This is a genomic window from Rhodoferax sp. LB1P47 (assembly GCF_056521445.1).
In genome coordinates this window covers 92,778-109,917 of record NZ_JBWMAU010000014.1, presented here as the reverse complement: position 1 = coordinate 109,917, position 17,140 = coordinate 92,778, and the positions used below count along the sequence as shown (strand labels likewise).

Sequence of the window (17,140 nt, the reverse complement as noted above, 5' to 3'; positions counted from 1 at the left end):
CCGCGTGCTGCGCTGGCCCCTGCCCGCATTGCTCGCCTGGGGCGGTGCCTGGGCGCTGTTTGGCGGTTTGCAGCAACTCGGCCTGCCGGGCATCGCTGCGCTGCTGTTGGCCACTGCCGGGGGCGCTGCGTGCAGCCTGCTGGGGGCCACCTGGTGGCGGCGCGGGCTGATTGCGGCGGGCTTTCCGCTGTCGTTGGCGCTGTCCGGCACGCTGGCCATGCCGGCCTGGGCCTGGCTGTTGCCGCTGGCTTTGTTGCTGCTGGTCTATCCGCTGAACGCCTGGCGCGATGCCCCGCTATTCCCCACGCCCGCACGGGCTTTGCAGGGCCTGGCGGCGGCTATTCCTTTGCCCGAAGGCGCGTGGGTGCTGGATGCCGGTTGCGGCCTGGGCCACGGTCTGCAAGCCCTGCGCTTGGCCTATCCGCAAGCCCACCTGCATGGCCTGGAATGGAGCTGGCCCCTGCGCGCTGCCTGCGCCCTGCGCTGCCCCTGGGCCCGCGTGCGCCAGGGCGATATCTGGCGCGCCGACTGGTCGCCCTATGCACTGGTCTACCTGTTCCAGCGTCCCGAGAGCATGGCCCGCGCCCTGGCCAAAGCCCAGGCGCAAATGCAGCCCGGCACGTGGCTGGTGAGCCTGGAGTTTGAGGTGGCGGGCGTGGTGGCCACCGGGCGGCTGCAAGCCCCGGACGGGCGGGCGGTGTGGCTGTACCGGGTGCCCTCTCACAAGCCTTGATTTTGACCTCCAAAAGGGGGATGCGCGGCAGGTATGGCATGGCTAGAATGGGTCGCAATTTCTTTACAAAATGTATTTTTTGTATGCGAAATCTTTGCTTTGACCCTCTCGGGGGCCCTTCTTTTGCCAGCCTTGTGCTGCGCCCAGTTCTCAAGGAAACACAATGGTCCATACCCCCCGTGCCTTAACGGCGCTGGCGCTGGCTCTTACGCTGTCTGGCTGTGCCAATATGCAAAGCCATGACAAAAAAATGGGCGAAATGGCTACGGCTTCCCGCACCGGTGGCTTGCCTGCTGCGATTGCCCAGCTGGAGTCCACCGCGAAATCCGAAGAAGAAAAAACGGCCCTGCTCTACAACCTGGAACGTGGCGAGCTGCTGCGCATGAACCGCCAGTACGAAGACAGCACCAATGCCTTTTTGCTGGCCGATATCCAGGTCAAAAACTGGGAAGAGGCGGCCAAAACCAACCCGCAAAAACTGCTCGGCACGGTTGGTGCGGCATTGATCAGTGAGCGGCTCAAAGTGTATGAAGGCCAGGACTATGAAAAAGTCTGGTTGACCACCCGGCTGGCGCTGAACCGGGTTTCTGCGGGTGACTTTGAAAATGCCCGCGTGGATATCAAGCGCACCCATGAGCGCGAGGCCATCATTGCCGAGTTCCGTGCCAAGGAAACCGTGGCCGCCGAAGACGAAGCCAAGTCCAAGGGTGCTAGCAGCCAGGGCAAAGAACTCAACGGTTATCCGGTCGAAACCCTGAACGATCCCGAAGTATTGGCCCTGAAAAATGGCTACCAAAACGCCCTCAGCCACTACCTGGCGGGTTTTTTGTACGAGGCCATGAATGAATCCGGCCTGGCCGCGCCCGGCTATCGCAAAGCCATCGAACTCAAGCCCAACACCGCCGTGCTGGAAGAGGGTCTGCGCGGCCTGGACAACCGCACCGGCTTCACCCAGCGCCGCCGCCAAAAGATGACCGACGTGCTGTTTATCGTTGAAGCCGGCAATGCCCCCGCACGCAAGCCCACTGCCTTCACCATTCCGGTGCCGGTGGGTGGGTCGATCCGCACCGTCAGCATTTCGTACCCGGTGATTGCGCCGTCTACCGACCCTTTGCTGGGCAATATGGTTGTGGCGGGGACCCCGTTTGCGCTGGAAAAAGTGGTGGACGTGAATGTCATGGCCCGGCGTGCGCTGAAGGACGAAATGCCGGGCATGGTGTTTCGTGGCGTGACCCGCGCGGTGGCCAAAGGTGTGGCGCAAGACCAGCTGCAAAAGGCGGGCGGCATTTTTGGCGCGGTGGTGGGCTCTTTGGGGTCGGCCTTGACCGAGCAGGCCGACGACCGCCTGTGGCGCATGCTGCCCAGCCGCGTGTATGTGGCGCGGGGTTACCTGCCGCCGGGCGAGCACAGCATCAGCATCAATGGCCAGAATTTGAACGTAAAGGTCCAAATCGACGGCCAGTACGCGCTGGTGCCACTGCGCTTTTATGAAAACAGCACCTTGCTGGGCGATATCGGTAAGTTTGGCAAGCTGCCCACCGTGGCCATTGCGCCGCCGCCTGAGCCCACACCGGTCAAAGCTACCACCATCGTCAAACCCGCCGCCAAAGCACCGGTGAAGCCCGCTGTGAAAAAGCCTGCGGCCGCCAGCAACTAACCTTTCACGTTAAAGCCTGTATGGCCCCGCTTAGCCTCTATTTTTGAAGGAAATCTCTATGTTTTACCGAACCTTGCTGGCCTGCGCCACTTGCTTGGCGCTCACCGCGCAAGCCCAAACCCAAGACCCCGGTACCCCCGCTGCGGTGGCTGCCAAAGTCGCCCTGCGCGGTGAAGCCCAAGGCGTGCGTGTCAGCGAAATGCGCATCACCCGGCCCAACGACATCTTGATCGTACAGGCTGACTTGGCCAATGGCGAGCGTGGCGACCGCATGGTGTTCTACCGCTTCCGCTGGCTCGACAGTGTGGGCAACCAAGTGGGCGATGGCGAATCCTGGAAACAGCTCGGCGTGCTGGGCAAAGGCATGCAAACGGTGAAAAGCGTAGCCCCCTCCGGCGCCGCCACCGATTTCCGTTTAGAAATGAATGTAGAGAAATAACCTGTTTTAAAGAGAGTCACCATGAAATCACCCCGTCTGTTATCCCTCAGCGCACTGGCCAGCCTGCTGGTTTTGGCTGGTTGCCAAGTTTCCTCCCCCGTGGTGCGTTTTGACCGCCAGGTCAACTACGGCGACGCCAAGGCCGTCGAGCTGGTAACCAATGAATTTGGCTCCACCGACCTGCAAATGATTGCCGAAAAAATGACCGGCGGATTGCTGGAAACCGGCATCTTCCAGGGCCGCCCCACGGTCACCATTTCTACCGTCAAAAACAAGACCAGCGAGTACATTGACACCACCAACGTGATGAACTCGATCCAGACCACGCTGGTCAAGTCGGGCAAGGTGCGCTTCACCCGCTCCATGAACGAAATGCAGGCCGGTGTGGACGAGTTGCAGCGCCAGAACCAAAGCGGTTTGTACAAGCAGGGCACTACCGCCAAGGTCGGCCAGATGACCGCCGCCAAGTACAGCCTGGAAGGCGAGCTGACCAGCATCGTCAAGCAAAACGCCAACACCAAGGACGTGTTCTACAAGTTCACCCTGAAGATGTTTGATGTGCAAGAGGGCACCATCGAATGGCAGGACGAAAAAGAAATCCGCAAAACCAGCAAACGTTAATGGGAGCCCATATGCAACGCCGCAACGCCATTTTTGCCGTCTCCGCCGTGTTTCTGGGCTTGGCCTTGGCTGCCCCCGTGCAGGCCCAAAACCAGGTCAAGATCGCGGTCACCGACCTGGCCTACACCCAGGCCGTGGCGCAGTACTTTGAAGCTGCCACCTACCAGGCCAGTAGCCAGTTGAACGTCAACCGCAATAGCCTGTCGGCCTCCGAGCAGTCCAGCGGCACCTACGTGGCGGGCCGTTACAGCTACCTGGAGCAGCGCGAGCTGGGCTCTTACACCAACGACATCAAGGGCGCGCTGCTGCGCGGCACGGTGTTCCACGTGGTGCAGGGCAAAGGCTTTGATGCCGGTACACCCCAGTCGACCAAGGCCGAGCAGGTGCTGAACCAGCTGCAGACCGGCAAGATGGCCAAACCCGTGCGCCAGCCCGAGGTGAAAGACATCATTGCCCGCATCCGCAAGGGCGAGTTCAATGGGGCCGACTACGTGCTGTTCGGCACCCTGTCTAGCGCCGAATTCCGCGACAGCGTGTCGCCCCTGCAAGGCACCAGCAGCGCCAGCCACCAGTTCACGCTGGACATCCTGGCCGACTTCTCGCTAATCAACACCAAGACCTTCGAGATCAAGTCCGCCTTCTCGGCCCAGGGTGCGGGTAACGACACCAAGCTGCTGTCCAGCCGGGGCGACATTGCGCCGCCCAACCGCGCCAAGGTGATGCGTGAAACCTCGCAGACCTTGGCCGCCAGCGTCTACGAGCAACTGGCCGACCAACTGGGCTACAGCGACCCCAAAATGGCACGGGGCGTGCGCCAGCCGATGCAGCAAGGCCAGCCCATGCAGGTACAGCCGATGCAGCAGCAACCGCAGCCCCAGGCGATCATTCTGAAGTGATGCCCTTTAGCCACGCACCGTTGATGGCCGCCCGCCCCCACCCCGGCCCTCCCCCGAAGAGGGAGGGAGGAATGCGGGGCACGGTGTTGCTCCCTCCCCTTCCGGGGGAGGGTTGGGGTGGGGGGCTGTGAGGCTCCACCACGGTGTAGGTAACTTGTGGTTGGCTGGGCTGCTCATCGGGGGCTGCGTGCAAGCGCAGCCCCTTTTTACGTCTGGCACGCTGCCGGGCCTGTCTGCCGCCTACCCGGTGCCCGTCTTGCAACGCGAGGCACTAGAGCCTCCGTTGCGGTACCGCGTGATCGTGCTGCCCGGCTCCGGCTGTGCGGGCATGGCGCCCATCGCCACGCGTTACTTTGCCGGTTTGTTGCACGCCCAGGTGCTGGTGCTGCACAAGCCGGGCGTGGACGTGAACGCTGGCCCCGCACCCACCACCTGCCCCGACGGCTTTGTGCAGCGCGACAGCCTAGCCCGCTGGCAGGCCCAGGCCCACGCCGCCCTGCGTGCGGATGCACTGGCACGTGCCGATACGCCCCCTGTGCCGCAGCTGCTGGTGGGCATCTCCGAAGGGGCCGAGCTGCTGCCCGGCCTGGTGGCCGAAGTGCCCCACCTGGCCGGGTTGGTGTTGCTGTCGGGCTCCGGGCTGGACCCGTTGCAGGCGGGGGTCATGCAAGCCCAGCGCCAGGGCCAACTGCCCGCCTGGCAGGCGCTGGATGCCGCGCAAGGCTCAGACGCCCCCGACAGCACCCTGCACCAGGGCCGGACTCTGCGTTACTGGCGGGACCTGTGGCACTGGCCGGTGGCGGGGCCGCTGCTGGATGCGCCTTGGCCGATTCTGCAAGCCTGGGGCGATGCCGATGCCCTGGTGCCCCCCGAGGCCTACCTGCGCTTTGCCGAGCGCGCAGCGGGCCGTACCGCGCCCTTTTGCACTTTGCGCCTGCCCGGTGCCGACCACGGTTTGCAGCAGCCGGGCGTGGACGGTGTGCAGCGCTTGTGGGCATGGCTGGAAAACGCGGCACGCGATCCGGGCATGAAACTGTGTCCCGATGGACGTTGATTTTGCTATTTAAATAATAGCTGCTTACGCAGTATTCGTATGCGCTAGTGCTTGATAAGGCTAATATTATTCACGCGCCAGATCGGATCTTTGGTCGTTAGAATTCCGCACCATGCACCACCCCACTTTGCCCTGAATGCCCCGCATCCTGATAGCTACGCGGGGCTCGTTCGGCGACTTTCATCCGTTTTTAGGTATCGCCCAGGTGCTCCGCCGCCGGGGCCACACGGTGGTGTTTGTGACCAATGCGCACAACCTGGACGGTATCCGGCAAGAGGGCTTTGAGGCCCATGCCTTTGACGCTCAAACGCCGGTTGCGGCCCATGCCAGCATCGACGGCAGCAGCCGGGGCAGCCAGCGCATGCTGCGCCGCCTCAGCGGCCAACTGCGGGCCGAATACACGCTGATCCACCAACTGGCCCAGACCTGCGACATGCTGGTGGGTGCGCAAACCAGCCTGGCCTTGCCCCTGGCGGCGCGGGTGCTGCGGCGACCCTGGGTGTTTGCGGCGGTGTCGCCGATGGCGTTTTTGTCGCTGGACGACCCGCCGTACGTGCATGGCCTGCGCCTGCTGCGGCGGGGCGGGTTGCTGCCCGACTTTGCCCGCAACGCCTGCCTGTGGCTGCTGCGCTTTGCCACCGCGCAAAACATGCCCAGCTACCGCCCGCTGGAGCGGCAACTGGGCCTGGTGCGCAGGCATCCGCTGTTTGAGGCGCGTTACTCCCCGCATGGCAATCTGGCGTTGTTTTCAACGCTGCTGGCGGCCCCGCAGGCCGACTGGGCAAAGCCGGTCACGGCCTGTGGTTTCACCTTTTTCACCCCCCAGGGCAACCCGCCCGAGGACGCGGCGCTGGCCGACTTTTTGCGCGCCGGGCCGCCGCCGGTGGTGTTCACCCTGGGCTCGGTATCGCGCGCCACGCCACGCGGGTTTTACCGCCATGCGATGGCCGCCTGCGCCGCGTTGGGTCTGCGTGCCGTGCTGGTCAAAAAGACCTCGGTCGATCTGGGGCCGCTGCCAGCCAGCGTGTTTGCCGCCAACTTTGCGCCCTATGCCCAGCTGTTTGCCCAGGCCCGTGCGGTGGTACACCACGGCGGAGTGGGCACGATTGCGCAATGCCTGCGCTGGGGCCAGCCGCAGCTGGTGGTGCCGCTGGCGCTGGACCAGTTTGACAACGCCCTGCGCACCCAGGCCCTGGGCTGCGCCCGCGTGCTGCCGTTTGGCCAGGTGAACACCGCGCGGCTCACGGCCGAGCTGCAAGCCCTATTGGCCGACCCGGCCTACGCCCAGACGGCGCAGCGTGTGGCTGTCACGATGGCGCAGGAGCGCGGGGCCGAGGTGGCGGCGGATGCGATAGCGCGGCTGTGCCCGGGTTCTACCGCCTAAAAATCTTCCCCGGATTCAGGATGTCCAGCGGGTCCAGCGCCTGCTTGATGGTGCGCATCATGGCCACGGCTCCCTCACCGGCCTCGGCTACCAAAAAGTCCATCTTGTGCAGGCCAATGCCGTGCTCGCCGCTGCACGTGCCGTCCAGGCGCAGAGCGCGGGCCACCAGGGCATCGTTTAGCGCCTCGGCTGTTTCTCGTTCCTCGGCGCTGTCGGGGTCGATCAAATAGCCGAAATGGAAGTTGCCGTCGCCCACGTGGCCGACCAGAAAGTAAGGAATGCCGGACGCATCCGCCTCGGCCACCGAGTCCAGTAGGCAGTCGGCCAGCCGCGAGATCGGCACGCAGGTGTCGGTGGAAATAGCTTTGCAGCCGGGGCGTGACTGCACGGCGGCGAAGTAGGCGTTGTGCCGCGCCGTCCACAGGCGGGTGCGCTCCTCGGGCGTGCTGGCCCACTCGAATGCCTGACCACCGTGGTCGGTGGCGATTTCCTGCACCAGCGCGGCCTGCTCTTGGACCCCGGTGGGCGAGCCGTGGAATTCCATCAGCAGCATCGGCTCCTCGCGCAAACCGAGTTTGGCGTAAGCGTTGACCATGCGCACGGTGTTCACGTCGATCAGCTCTACCCGGGCGATGGGCACGCCGAGCTGGATCACCTGGATGGTGGTGCGCACGGCGGCTTCGATGCTGGGGAACGAGCAGATGGCGGCTGAGATGGCCTCGGGCAGTGGGTAGATTTTGAGGGTGATTTCGGTGATTACGCCCAGTGTGCCCTCGCTGCCCACCATCAGCCGCGTCAGGTCGTAGCCCGCGCTGGACTTTTTGGCGCGGGTGCCGGTGCGGATAGCCTCGCCGCTGGCCGTCACCACCTCCAGTGCCAGCACGTTTTCGCGCATGGTGCCGTAGCGCACGGCATTGGTGCCGCTGGCGCGGGTAGCGCACATGCCGCCGATGCTGGCGTCTGCGCCGGGGTCGATGGGGAAGAACAGGCCTGTGTGTTTGATGGCCTCGTTGAGCTGCTTGCGTGTTACGCCGGGCTGCACGGTGACCGTCAGGTCGTCGGCATCGATGCGCAGAATAGCGTTCATGCGGCCCACGTCCAGGCTGATGCCGCCCTGCACCGCCAGCAAATGCCCTTCCAGCGACGAGCCCACGCCGAAGGGAATCACCGGTACGGCATGGGCCGCTGCCAGCCGCACCGCATCGGCCACGTCGGTGGTGTTTTCGGCAAACACGACGGCGGCGGGCGGCGCTACGCTGAACGCAGATTCGTCGCGCCCGTGGTGCTCGCGCACGGCCAAGGCGGTGCTGTATTGCGGGCCAAAGCGGGCTTGCAGCGTGTCGTGCAGGGCGGCGGGAATGGGGCGGATAAAAGACGTGGATGGATGCATGGCGGCTCTTTCAGGTTGAGCGCCATTTTGCGGCAGGTGGCCGCCATCCGCCCGGACGGCACTGCGCCAGCAGCAAAGGGGTTGTCGGTGCGATCTCGCGCCACGCCAGCCCTATTGCCCGCTAATTGAAGCTCAGCGATGTGGCGCTGGCGTTGGTCAAGGTTTTGGCCTTGAGATCGATCACAAAATGGTCGCTTGGCTTACCCGAGCCCAAGCCCTTCAAGATGCTGAACACCTGCTTGAACTGGTTTTGAAACAGCACCTGCACCGCGTTCTGGTCAGAGGGTTTGTCGCCCACTTTCAGAATGGCCGCCGGGGTTGCGGGGAAGGCGGACATCAGCAGTTTGTACTGTTTGACGCGGGTTTCACCCATGTCGCGCAGCGCCAGTTCGCCCGCATACACGGTGCGGTGAAAGTCGCCGTCAAACTCGTATGCCGTGACCTTGGCCAACGCGTCAAAGTCCAGTCCCGCGTCCGAAGCGAGTTTGCGGGCCTTGGTGGTGGCAACCGCCCAATCGGCGGCTAGCTGGCTGGCCGCTACAGGTGTACCCGCTACCGTGCCAACGGCGGTGCAGGCAGCCGTAAGCGGTACGACAGTGGGGGCATCTTTTAACTGGGCGTAGGTGACGGCGGTTTGCAGCTGCGCCATCACCAGCATTTGCTGCAAGTTCAGGTTTAGGGCGGCTTCCTTCATCTCGCACGGCCAGTAGTCGCTCATGAAGCGCAGGCGCGTCAGTTCGCCAAAGTAGAAGCGGGTGAATTCTGCGTAGCTTTTGGTGTTCAAAATGTCGTGGTTCCAGCGCCGGGCGATGTCTGCGGGAACCGTGCTGGTCTGCAGGTATTGGTATTCCACCTCGTACAGCGGGAACAGCTCTTTAAAACGTGGCACTTCGTTCAAGGCGACGGTTTGCACGTCCACCGTGTCTTTGTCTTTGAAGTTCACGATCTTGTAGGCCGCCCCAAACACCGCCAGCGACGGCGATTGCACGTTCACCAGATAGTTGCCCTTGGCATCCTGGTAGTCGTTGGTGCCGTTGAAGTGCATGTGGCCGCCCACGTGCAGTTGCAGCCCGGTGTCGGCAAGGGCTGCCGTGGTGGCCGCTGCGGGCGCACGCGCGACCTGGAAGGCACCAGACTTGAACACGGCCTTCATCGCATCCGTCTGGTTGGCGTAAAAGTCCATGGTGGGGTAGTGCGAGAACGTCATCAGCTGTTTGCCCTGTGCTTTGGCGCGCGCAGCCACGGTTTTCATCCATTCCATAGTGTGCTTTTTGTGCGTCAGCATCTTGTTCCACCCGGCATTGCCTGCGCCGTCAAAACCACCCGCATAGGTGGGGTTGGCGGGGTCAAACTTGCTGTTGGGTATGAACACATTGGCATCCACTGACAGTAGCCACAGTCCTTTGACGGGCTCTACCAGGTAGCTGGCATCGATGATGGTGGTGCACTTGGTGTAGGCCTTGCCCAGTGCCGTTTCACCAGCGGCCTTGTAGCTGCCACCTTCGCCTTCGGCGCAGATTTCAAACTGGCGTTTGTCCAGTGCGGCGACTTTTTGGGCCTCGGCCAGCGAGTAGGTTTTGCCGTCCTGGAAGTTGCTGAACGGCGTTTCCCACAGCACGTCGTCCTTGTGCGGCATGTAGCCAAACTCGCCCAGCTTGGCGATCAGGTTGCTGTAGCCCATCTCCTTGAGCTGGTCGGTGCACACCACGGTGGGGTCGGCGGCCTTGCACGCGGCATTTCCGGTGGCGTAGACCTTTTGCTGCTTGCCGTCTTTGGTCAAAAAGTCGTCTTTGCCGGCCTCGTTATCGTCATACGGTTCATTGGGATCGTGGTTGCCCGGGGCGATCAAAAAGCGCATGCCCTTGCTCTGGTACTCGTGCAGGATGTCGACGAAACCGTCGATGTTGATGGGCTGCGCATCGTCGCTGTAGTCGCCTGGCAGAGCCACCACTTTGATGCCTTTGGCGTAGGCATCGTCCAGTGCGCTGCGAAAGGCGAAATAGTTTTCGTTGAACAACCGGGTGGATGTGAGCTGCGCATACATGCTGCGGATGGTGGCGTTTTTGCCCAGCGCGGTGGGAATGCCCGAGAACGCGGTGCTCTTCAGGTCGCCGTAGATGTTCTCAAAGTGCACGTCTGTCATAAACGCCACGGGTACCGAGAACGGCTGGGCGGCAGGCTCAGAATCGTTGTTGCATGCCGTAAGCGCCAGCAAGGCACCCAGCACAAGAGGTTTAGAAAAAAATTCCGTAAAAGTCGTCATGAATATGTCCACATCGCAAAGATTGAGTGAATGTCACTGAGCAACATTACGGGACGGTGAATCGGCTCGACATTGACGGTCTGCACAAACCCTTGCGTGCGCATTTGAGCGAGGGCTTCACGGACAATCCCGCTATAACTTTTCAAGGAGCTCCGCATGGCCAACCGCCTCACGCAAATCGCCACCCGTACCGGCGACAACGGCACCACCGGTCTGGGCGACAACACCCGTGTCTCCAAAAATAGCCTGCGCGTGCACGCCATGGGCGACGTGGACGAGCTCAACAGCCACCTCGGCCTGCTGCTGTGCGAGCCGCTGCCCGAAGCCGTGCGCGATCTGCTGGTAGAGGTGCAGCACCAGCTGTTCAACCTGGGCGGCGAGCTGTCCATCCCCGGCTTTGAGCTGCTCAAACCCGAGGCTGTGCTGGCGCTGGACCAGGCCCTGGCCGAGCACAACGCCACGCTGCCCCGGCTGGCCGAATTCATCCTGCCCGCAGGCACCCGCGCTGCGTGCCAAGCCCATATCTGCCGCACTGTGGCCCGCCGCGCCGAACGCACCGTGGTGGCGCTGGAGCAGCAGGATGCCTTGAAAGACACGCCCCGGCACTACCTGAACCGGCTGAGCGATTTGCTGTTTGTGCTGGCCCGGGTTTTGAACCGGGTGGACGGTGGTGACGACGTGTACTGGAAGAGCGAGCGCCTGGCGCGGGGTGGGTAATTGCTATTGTTTACATAGCTAAAAGCGCAGAAGATATAAGCGCTAAAGCCATTTTCGACAAAAAAACCATACTGCCATGCGCACAGCCCATGCCCGCCAGCAATCCCAGGATGCCCTGCTGGTGCGCTACCTCAACGTCTTTTTTGGCGCATTGGAGGCCGAGGCCATGGCGCTGTTGCGGCGCAGCCTGGAATGGGTGGAGATCAGTGGCGGTGAAACCCTGCTGACCCAGGGCGAGGTGGGCGACGCGATGTACCTGGTGCTCAGCGGCAGGCTGCGCGCTTTTGTGCAGGCCCCGGACGACCACCACGGCAGTCCAGGGCGGGTGGGCGACATCGTGCGTGGCCAGGTGGTGGGCGAGATGAGTCTGTACACCGGCGAGCCGCGTGCCGCGACCGTGGTGGCCGTGCGCGATGCGGTGCTGGCCCGGCTGGACCGCCCGGCCTTCCAGCGCCTGCTGGACTGTAGCCCCCAGGTGTCGCGGGCCTTCACCACGCAAATCATCCATCAATTACAAGGCGGACAAGCAGGCAAGCAGGGCCGCAAGCACGCTCCGGTGGCCGACAAGCTGGTCACCATTGGTCTGCTGCCCATTACCAGCGGCATCGATCTGCCCGACTTTGCGGCCCGGTTGGTCGGCCAACTCGCCGGTATGGGCCGGGTCTGCGTGGTCAGCCGCCACGACATCGACCAGCGGCTGGACGCAGTCGGTCTGGGCCCCAGCGACAACACCGACAAGGAAACCCAGCGCCGCATCGCCATGCTGCTGGACCAGATCGAGGCCGAACACGACTTTGTGCTGCTGCTGGCCGATGCCGCGCCCACCGCCTGGACGCAGCGCTGCTGCCGCCACTGCGACGAGCTGCTGCTGCTGGCCGATGCCACCCAGCCGCCCGTGCTGCACCCCAGCGAGAGCCGGTTTCTCCGCTACCGCCCGCCGCTGACGCTGATTGCCGACATCCTGGTGCTGCTGCACCCGGCCGACCAACCCTCGCCACGTGGCACGGCGGCCTGGCTGGCCCGGCGGCCCGTGGCGGGCCACCTGCACATCCGCCCCGATGTGCCCCGCGACATGGCCCGGCTGGCCCGCATCCAAAGCCGCACCGCCGTCGGCCTGGTGCTGGCCGGTGGCGGGGCGCGCGGGCTGGCGCACCTGGGCGTGCTGCGGGCGCTGCACGAGCGTGGCATCGAAGTGGACTGGGTGGGCGGCACCAGCATCGGCGCGGTAATGGCCAGCTACGCCGCGTCTGACCAGCCACTGGAGACGGTGATGGCCAACGCCCGCCGCGCCTTTGCCACCAACCCCACCGGCGATTTCAACCTGTTCCCGGTGCTGTCGCTGATCAAAGGCCTGCGCCTGAAACGCATTCTTCGTACGGCGGTAGAAGAGCTGGTGGGCTTTGATGCCGACATCGAAGACCTGTGGAAAAACTTCTTCTGCGTGGCCACCAACTTCACCACCGCCAGCGAGCAGCGCTTGCAGCACGGCAACCTGGCCCACGCGTTACTGGCCAGCACCTCCATCCCCGGTGCGCTGCCCCCGGTGGTGCACGGCGGCGAGCTGCTGTGCGACGGTGGCAGCTTCAACAACTTCCCGGTGGACGTGATGCGCAGCATGCGCGGCGTGGGCCGGGTGATCGGTGTAGACCTGAACATCCGCACCCCGGTGCGGGCGGACTTTGATGACATGCCCGGTAGCTGGGCGCTGCTGCGTGACCGCCTGCGCCCGGCCCACCAGCGCCGCTACCGCCTGCCGTCGCTGCCCAGCTACCTGCTAACGGTGACTATTCTGTACAGCATGTCGCGCCAGCGCAGCGCCCAGCAGCAGTGCGACCTGTACTTCAACCCACCGCTGACCCGCGTGGGCATGCTGCAATGGCGGCGGCTGGAAAACATCGTGCAGCGCGGTTACGTGCATGCCTTGCAGGTGCTGGATGCCCCGCCTGACATTCCCAACCCATAGGCCTATAGTGTTTTCACCACGACCAGGAGCCGACCATGCGCATGACCGACGAAGAGTACTTTCGCAGTTGCGTTGCCAAAGAGCGGCAACTGGCCCATCTGCTGGGCCACCACCAAATCGAGGAATGCTATGAAACGGCAGGCACGCTGTGGGAAGGGCGGCACAAACTGCCCCAATGGAGCCGCCAATGGAGTGCCTGCGGCCCCCTGCTGGCGGCCCACCACATCCCGCTGCACTTTGGCAGCGACGCGCGCGGCGCCTGGGTGCAGGCGGGCAGCACCACCCAGCATTTCGCCGACCACCCCCAGCCCGACCGGGCGGTGATGCTGGCGGTGGTCAAGGAGGTGGTGCGCCGACTCGAACATCCCAAGGAACTCCGAGTGGCTTAGAAGCCCGCAATTGCCGGGCGTTTATGCCGCTTTGCGGTGATTCAAAAAGATAGCAAGCTATAAACTTTGAAGCTATGAACACACCCGACCTGCGCCAAGAATCGCCCTGGAATGCCGAGCTGATGCTGCCCCGTGTGACTGACAACCCCAAGCTGCTGGAGCTGCAAATTTTGCTCGGTGGCCTGCAACTGGTGCTGAGCCGGGTCCACCCCGCGTTTGCCGCCAGCCGCTTCATCGCCACCCGGCAACTGGCCCAGCGCCTGACGCGCGGCATTGAAACGCTGAATCCGCACAAGGCCCACATGGGCAGTCTGGACCTGAAAAATGCCCTGCTGGAGACCGAAAAAGCCCTCGACCCCGGCAGCCTGATGGTGTTGCGCAAGCTGCTCACCCAGTCCCTGGAGGACGCGCACGACGAGGCCGATATTGGCCATGCCGACTTCACCTACAGCGACTTCATCGCCGAAGAGCAGTTGGCCTTGCGCCTGATGCCGCACTAAGCGCACCAAGGGTCCGCCCGCAGAGGGTAAGTCCCAATACAGTGCGCCACGCATGCAGATACAGTCTCGCCAACTTGCAGAGAAGCCCCGCGCTTCTCCCAGCGAGGGTCCGGGGAGACACCCAGCAGAATGATCAATAAACCTATTTAGACATCCGCAACGAGATGTTTTTTTATAAGCGCCGCTAAACCCGGCGCTTTTTCTTTTTGTGGCGGGTTGTGGCACACCCCAAGCTTGCAGCGCAAGCGCTTTTCGCAACGAGGTGCCGTTGCGTTAGATTTATACTTTTTAGGCCGATGGCGCATATGCTGTATGCGGTGGCAGCTCTTAAAACAATAGCGTTTTGAGTGCGACAATCGGCGCATGGAACTCATTTTTGTCACGCTAGCCTCGCTGCTGGCCGGTTTTGTGGATGCGATTGTGGGCGGCGGCGGCTTGATTTTGGTGCCTGCGCTGTTTGCCACTTTCCCCTCCACCCACCCGGCCACTCTGTTTGGAGTCAACAAAGGGGCTTCCATCTGGGGCACGGGTTTTGCCACCTGGCAGTACAGCCGCCGGGTGCAGCTGCGCTGGCAGAGCCTGCTACCCGCTGCGGGGGCGGGCTTTGCCGGGGCGCTGCTGGGCGCTTGGCTGGTGACGGTGGTGCCCAGCGACTTCTTGCGCAAACTGTTGCCGCTGGTGCTGCTGGCGGTGCTGGTCTACACGCTGGCCAAGAAAGAGCTGGGTAAGGTCCACGCGCCGCGCTTCAGTGGCCTGCACGAGGCGCTGATCGCTAGCGGCATTGGCCTGACCATTGGCTTCTACGACGGCTTTTTCGGTCCCGGCACGGGCAGCTTCTTTGTGTTTCTGATGGTGCGCTGGTTAGGCTACGACTTTTTGCACGCCTCGGCCTCGGCCAAGCTGCTGAACACCGCCACCAACCTGGCGGCGCTGATTTTGTTTGTCTCCACCGGCCACATCTGGTGGCACTTTGTGCTGCCGATGGCGATTGCCAATGTGCTGGGCAGCGTGCTGGGCTCGCGCATGGCGCTGAAGCACGGCACGGGGTTTGTACGCAGCGTGTTCATTGTGGTGGTGGGCGCGCTGATTTTGAAGACCGGCTACACGGCGTTTTTGCAATAACGCGCATTCAGTCCAGAACCCGGGGCAGGGCTTCTGCCAGCATGTCGTACACCGCCCGGATGCGCGGGTTGCCCCGAATTTCGCGGTGCACCACCAGCCACATCGGCAGCGCCGGAATCTGCAACTGCGGCAGCACAACGCGCACCTGCGGGTCGGTGCGGGCCACATAGTCGGCCACAAAACCAATACCCATGCCGGCCCGCAGCATCTGCCAGTAGGCAATAAAGTCGTCGCAGCGCACCTCGAAATCAGCGGCAGACACCGCAATGCCAAACGCCTGGAAGCCGCGAACAATGCTGTCGTCGCGGTCATGGCCTAGCATGGTGTGCTGTAGCAGTTGCTCGGGCTGTTGCGGCTCACCACAGCGCGCCAGATAGTCGGCATGGGCATATGTTCCCAGTGTGACCTGGCCGACCCGCCGCGCCACCAGCGATGCTTGGTCGGGGGCCACCATGCGCAGTGCGATGTCGGCCTCGCGGCGCAGCAGGTTGCTCACGGCGTTGCTCGACACCAGCTCCACCTGGATCTCGGGCAAGGCCTGCCGTATTTGCGCTAGCACCTGCGGCAGTACATAGCTGGCCACCGTGGTGCTGGCTGAGATGCGCACGGTGCCTGCCAGCCCGCTTTGCGCCCGTGCCAACTCGTGCGAGAACTGGTGCGCGGCCTGCTCCATTTGCCGGGCCGATTCGGCCAGCACCAGCGCCGTGGGGGTGGGCCGCAAGCCCCGGCCGGTGCGCTCAAATAGCGGCGTGCCCAGCTGCGCCTCCAGCGTGGCAATGCGCCGCCCCAGCGTGGGCTGGCTGGTCTGCAAAACCCGCGCCGCACCCAGCAGGCTGCCGTGCTCTAGCGCGGCCAAAAAACTGCGTATCAAATCCCAATCGAACTGTTGGTTATTCATTTGTGAAATGCTGTTGTGACGACTTGGGCAATTGTCGAATAGCACAGGGCTTCGCACAATCGGGCTATTCACCACTTTTGAGACGCGCAACATGCCAACCCCCTCCACCGTTTTGGTTCTTGGTGCCCGTGGCCGCTTCGGGCTGGCCGCCACCCAAGCCTTCGCCCAGGCGGGTTGGACGGTGTATGCCCAAGTGCGGCCAGCGGCTGCGCAAAGCAAGCCTTTACCCGTGCTGCCCGGCATCCACTGGCTGCCGATGGCGCTGGACGACCATGCCGCCCTGGCCCGCGCTGCGCCGGGTGCGCAGGTGGTGGTGCATGCGCTCAACCCGCCCTACACCCGCACAGCCTGGCGCGTCCAGGCCCCGGCCCTGCTGGAGGCGGCGATCCGCGTGGCCCAGCAACTACGGGCTTGCTTGCTGTTTCCCGGCAACGTCTATAACTTTGGCAGCAGCATGCCTGCCGCGTTGGCCGAGGACGCGCCACAGCAGCCGGACACCGACAAGGGCCGCATTCGCATGGCGATGGAGCAGCGCTTGGCGCAGGCCACGCAAGACGGCAGCCTACGCGCCGTGGTCATCCGGGCAGGCAATTTTTTTGGCAGCGGCAATGGCTCGTGGTTGGACATGGCCTTGGCCCCAAAGCTGCGCCAGGGTCGCATGACTTACCCCGGCGCGATGGATGTGCCGATTGCCTGGGCCTATTTGCCGGATCTGGCACGCTGCTGTGTCGAAGTCGCCCAGCGCCGGGCTGCCTTGCCCGCTTTCGAGACGCTGCATTTCGGCGGCCACTGCCTGACGGGCCACCAGTGGCAAGTCCTGCTGACCGACTTCGCCAGCGCCCAAGGCTGGCTGCCCACCGGGGGACCGTTGAAGGTGGGCAATCTGCCCTGGCGGCTGATCCGGCTGGGGGGCCTGGTGATGCCCACCTGGGCGGCATTGGTTGAAATGCGCTACCTGTGGCAGAGGCCGCACCAGTTGGTGAACCACAAGCTGGTGCACGTGCTGGGGGCTGAGCCACACACGGCATTGCCCGATGCGGTGCGGTCTGCACTAGCGGCTCTGCCATCCATGCAGGCAACGCATTAGCTATAAATATAGTAGCTACTAGCGTAT

General features: G+C 63.5%; 16 protein-coding genes. 13 read left to right on the top strand and 3 right to left on the bottom strand.

Features of this window, described 5'->3' with window-relative positions; translation table 11 throughout:
* The first annotated feature begins 4 nt into the window (after nucleotides 1-4).
* The 7 genes from AC0969_RS15535 (at nucleotide 5) to AC0969_RS15505 (ending at nucleotide 6,784) form a co-directional block, all read left to right on the top strand.
* Entirely contained in the window at nucleotides 5-733 is a 729-nt protein-coding gene (locus tag AC0969_RS15535) for a class I SAM-dependent methyltransferase (RefSeq protein ID WP_479625058.1), read from the top strand.
* A 163-nt stretch (nucleotides 734-896) separates the two neighbouring features.
* Entirely contained in the window at nucleotides 897-2,390 is a 1,494-nt protein-coding gene (locus AC0969_RS15530; RefSeq protein WP_479625057.1) for a COG3014 family protein, read from the top strand.
* A gap of 58 nt (nucleotides 2,391-2,448) precedes the next feature.
* Entirely contained in the window at nucleotides 2,449-2,829 is a 381-nt protein-coding gene (locus AC0969_RS15525; RefSeq protein ID WP_479625056.1) for a YcfL family putative periplasmic lipoprotein, read from the top strand.
* 21 nt (nucleotides 2,830-2,850) lie between these two features.
* The gene (gene lpoB / locus AC0969_RS15520; RefSeq protein WP_479625055.1) at nucleotides 2,851-3,450 is read left to right on the top strand and encodes a penicillin-binding protein activator LpoB; all 600 of its coding nucleotides are present in this window, start codon (nucleotides 2,851-2,853) and stop codon (nucleotides 3,448-3,450) included.
* Between the two features lie 11 nt (nucleotides 3,451-3,461).
* Complete coding sequence (locus AC0969_RS15515; RefSeq protein ID WP_479625054.1) at nucleotides 3,462-4,346, top strand: hypothetical protein; 885 nt, start codon at nucleotides 3,462-3,464, stop codon at nucleotides 4,344-4,346.
* Nucleotides 4,347-4,533: 187 nt separating this feature from the next.
* Nucleotides 4,534-5,400, top strand: a complete 867-nt coding sequence (locus tag AC0969_RS15510; protein ID WP_479625053.1) for an alpha/beta hydrolase — start codon at nucleotides 4,534-4,536, stop codon at nucleotides 5,398-5,400.
* A 136-nt stretch (nucleotides 5,401-5,536) separates the two neighbouring features.
* Entirely contained in the window at nucleotides 5,537-6,784 is a 1,248-nt protein-coding gene (locus tag AC0969_RS15505) for a glycosyltransferase (RefSeq protein ID WP_479625052.1), read from the top strand.
* Here AC0969_RS15505 and AC0969_RS15500 read toward each other — a convergent pair.
* Both AC0969_RS15500 and AC0969_RS15495 read right to left on the bottom strand, forming a co-directional pair.
* A complete protein-coding gene (locus AC0969_RS15500; RefSeq protein ID WP_479625051.1) occupies nucleotides 6,774-8,174 on the bottom strand; it encodes an FAD-binding oxidoreductase in 1,401 nt (466 codons plus the stop codon). The two genes, AC0969_RS15505 and AC0969_RS15500, sit on opposite strands and share 11 nt — an antisense overlap.
* Nucleotides 8,175-8,295: 121 nt before the next feature.
* Complete coding sequence (locus AC0969_RS15495) at nucleotides 8,296-10,437, bottom strand: metallophosphoesterase (protein WP_479625050.1); 2,142 nt, start codon at nucleotides 10,435-10,437, stop codon at nucleotides 8,296-8,298.
* Nucleotides 10,438-10,593: 156 nt separating this feature from the next.
* On the opposite strand from AC0969_RS15495, the gene AC0969_RS15490 reads away from it, so the two are divergent.
* The 5 genes from AC0969_RS15490 to AC0969_RS15470 all read left to right on the top strand — a co-directional run bounded on the left by AC0969_RS15490 (nucleotide 10,594) and on the right by AC0969_RS15470 (nucleotide 15,128).
* Nucleotides 10,594-11,154: a cob(I)yrinic acid a,c-diamide adenosyltransferase gene (locus AC0969_RS15490; protein WP_479625049.1), complete on the top strand. Its 561-nt coding sequence runs from the start codon at nucleotides 10,594-10,596 to the stop codon at nucleotides 11,152-11,154.
* Nucleotides 11,155-11,230: 76 nt separating this feature from the next.
* Entirely contained in the window at nucleotides 11,231-13,117 is a 1,887-nt protein-coding gene (locus AC0969_RS15485; protein WP_479625048.1) for a patatin-like phospholipase family protein, read from the top strand.
* A gap of 35 nt (nucleotides 13,118-13,152) precedes the next feature.
* A complete protein-coding gene (locus AC0969_RS15480; RefSeq protein ID WP_479625047.1) occupies nucleotides 13,153-13,506 on the top strand; it encodes an aminoacyl-tRNA synthetase in 354 nt (117 codons plus the stop codon).
* 74 nt (nucleotides 13,507-13,580) lie between these two features.
* Nucleotides 13,581-14,006 (top strand): hypothetical protein, encoded by a 426-nt coding sequence (locus tag AC0969_RS15475; protein ID WP_479625046.1) that lies wholly within the window; start codon nucleotides 13,581-13,583, stop codon nucleotides 14,004-14,006.
* Nucleotides 14,007-14,369: 363 nt separating this feature from the next.
* A complete protein-coding gene (locus AC0969_RS15470; RefSeq protein WP_479625045.1) occupies nucleotides 14,370-15,128 on the top strand; it encodes a sulfite exporter TauE/SafE family protein in 759 nt (252 codons plus the stop codon).
* A gap of 7 nt (nucleotides 15,129-15,135) precedes the next feature.
* Here the strand turns inward: AC0969_RS15470 and AC0969_RS15465 are convergent, their stop codons facing one another.
* Nucleotides 15,136-16,026 (bottom strand): LysR family transcriptional regulator, encoded by an 891-nt coding sequence (locus AC0969_RS15465; RefSeq protein WP_479625044.1) that lies wholly within the window; start codon nucleotides 16,024-16,026, stop codon nucleotides 15,136-15,138.
* A gap of 91 nt (nucleotides 16,027-16,117) precedes the next feature.
* Between AC0969_RS15465 and AC0969_RS15460 the strand changes: the two genes are divergently transcribed.
* Nucleotides 16,118-17,113, top strand: a complete 996-nt coding sequence (locus AC0969_RS15460; RefSeq protein ID WP_479625043.1) for an NAD-dependent epimerase/dehydratase family protein — start codon at nucleotides 16,118-16,120, stop codon at nucleotides 17,111-17,113.
* The last annotated feature ends 27 nt before the right edge of the window (nucleotides 17,114-17,140 follow it).

What these genes read in the sequence shown, in the direction of transcription:
- AC0969_RS15495 (WP_479625050.1), bottom strand. Translation starts at nt 10,437, where the DNA reads ATGACGACTTTTACGGAATTTTTTTCTAAACCTCTTGTGCTGGGTGCC.
- AC0969_RS15505 (WP_479625052.1), top strand. Translation starts at nt 5,537, where the DNA reads ATGCCCCGCATCCTGATAGCTACGCGGGGCTCGTTCGGCGACTTTCAT.
- AC0969_RS15470 (WP_479625045.1), top strand. Translation starts at nt 14,370, where the DNA reads ATGGAACTCATTTTTGTCACGCTAGCCTCGCTGCTGGCCGGTTTTGTG.
- AC0969_RS15515 (WP_479625054.1), top strand. Translation starts at nt 3,462, where the DNA reads ATGCAACGCCGCAACGCCATTTTTGCCGTCTCCGCCGTGTTTCTGGGC.
- lpoB (WP_479625055.1), top strand. Translation starts at nt 2,851, where the DNA reads ATGAAATCACCCCGTCTGTTATCCCTCAGCGCACTGGCCAGCCTGCTG.
- AC0969_RS15485 (WP_479625048.1), top strand. Translation starts at nt 11,231, where the DNA reads ATGCGCACAGCCCATGCCCGCCAGCAATCCCAGGATGCCCTGCTGGTG.
- AC0969_RS15475 (WP_479625046.1), top strand. Translation starts at nt 13,581, where the DNA reads ATGAACACACCCGACCTGCGCCAAGAATCGCCCTGGAATGCCGAGCTG.
- AC0969_RS15480 (WP_479625047.1), top strand. Translation starts at nt 13,153, where the DNA reads ATGCGCATGACCGACGAAGAGTACTTTCGCAGTTGCGTTGCCAAAGAG.
- AC0969_RS15500 (WP_479625051.1), bottom strand. Translation starts at nt 8,174, where the DNA reads ATGCATCCATCCACGTCTTTTATCCGCCCCATTCCCGCCGCCCTGCAC.
- AC0969_RS15460 (WP_479625043.1), top strand. Translation starts at nt 16,118, where the DNA reads ATGCCAACCCCCTCCACCGTTTTGGTTCTTGGTGCCCGTGGCCGCTTC.
- AC0969_RS15530 (WP_479625057.1), top strand. Translation starts at nt 897, where the DNA reads ATGGTCCATACCCCCCGTGCCTTAACGGCGCTGGCGCTGGCTCTTACG.
- AC0969_RS15490 (WP_479625049.1), top strand. Translation starts at nt 10,594, where the DNA reads ATGGCCAACCGCCTCACGCAAATCGCCACCCGTACCGGCGACAACGGC.
- AC0969_RS15465 (WP_479625044.1), bottom strand. Translation starts at nt 16,026, where the DNA reads ATGAATAACCAACAGTTCGATTGGGATTTGATACGCAGTTTTTTGGCC.
- AC0969_RS15525 (WP_479625056.1), top strand. Translation starts at nt 2,449, where the DNA reads ATGTTTTACCGAACCTTGCTGGCCTGCGCCACTTGCTTGGCGCTCACC.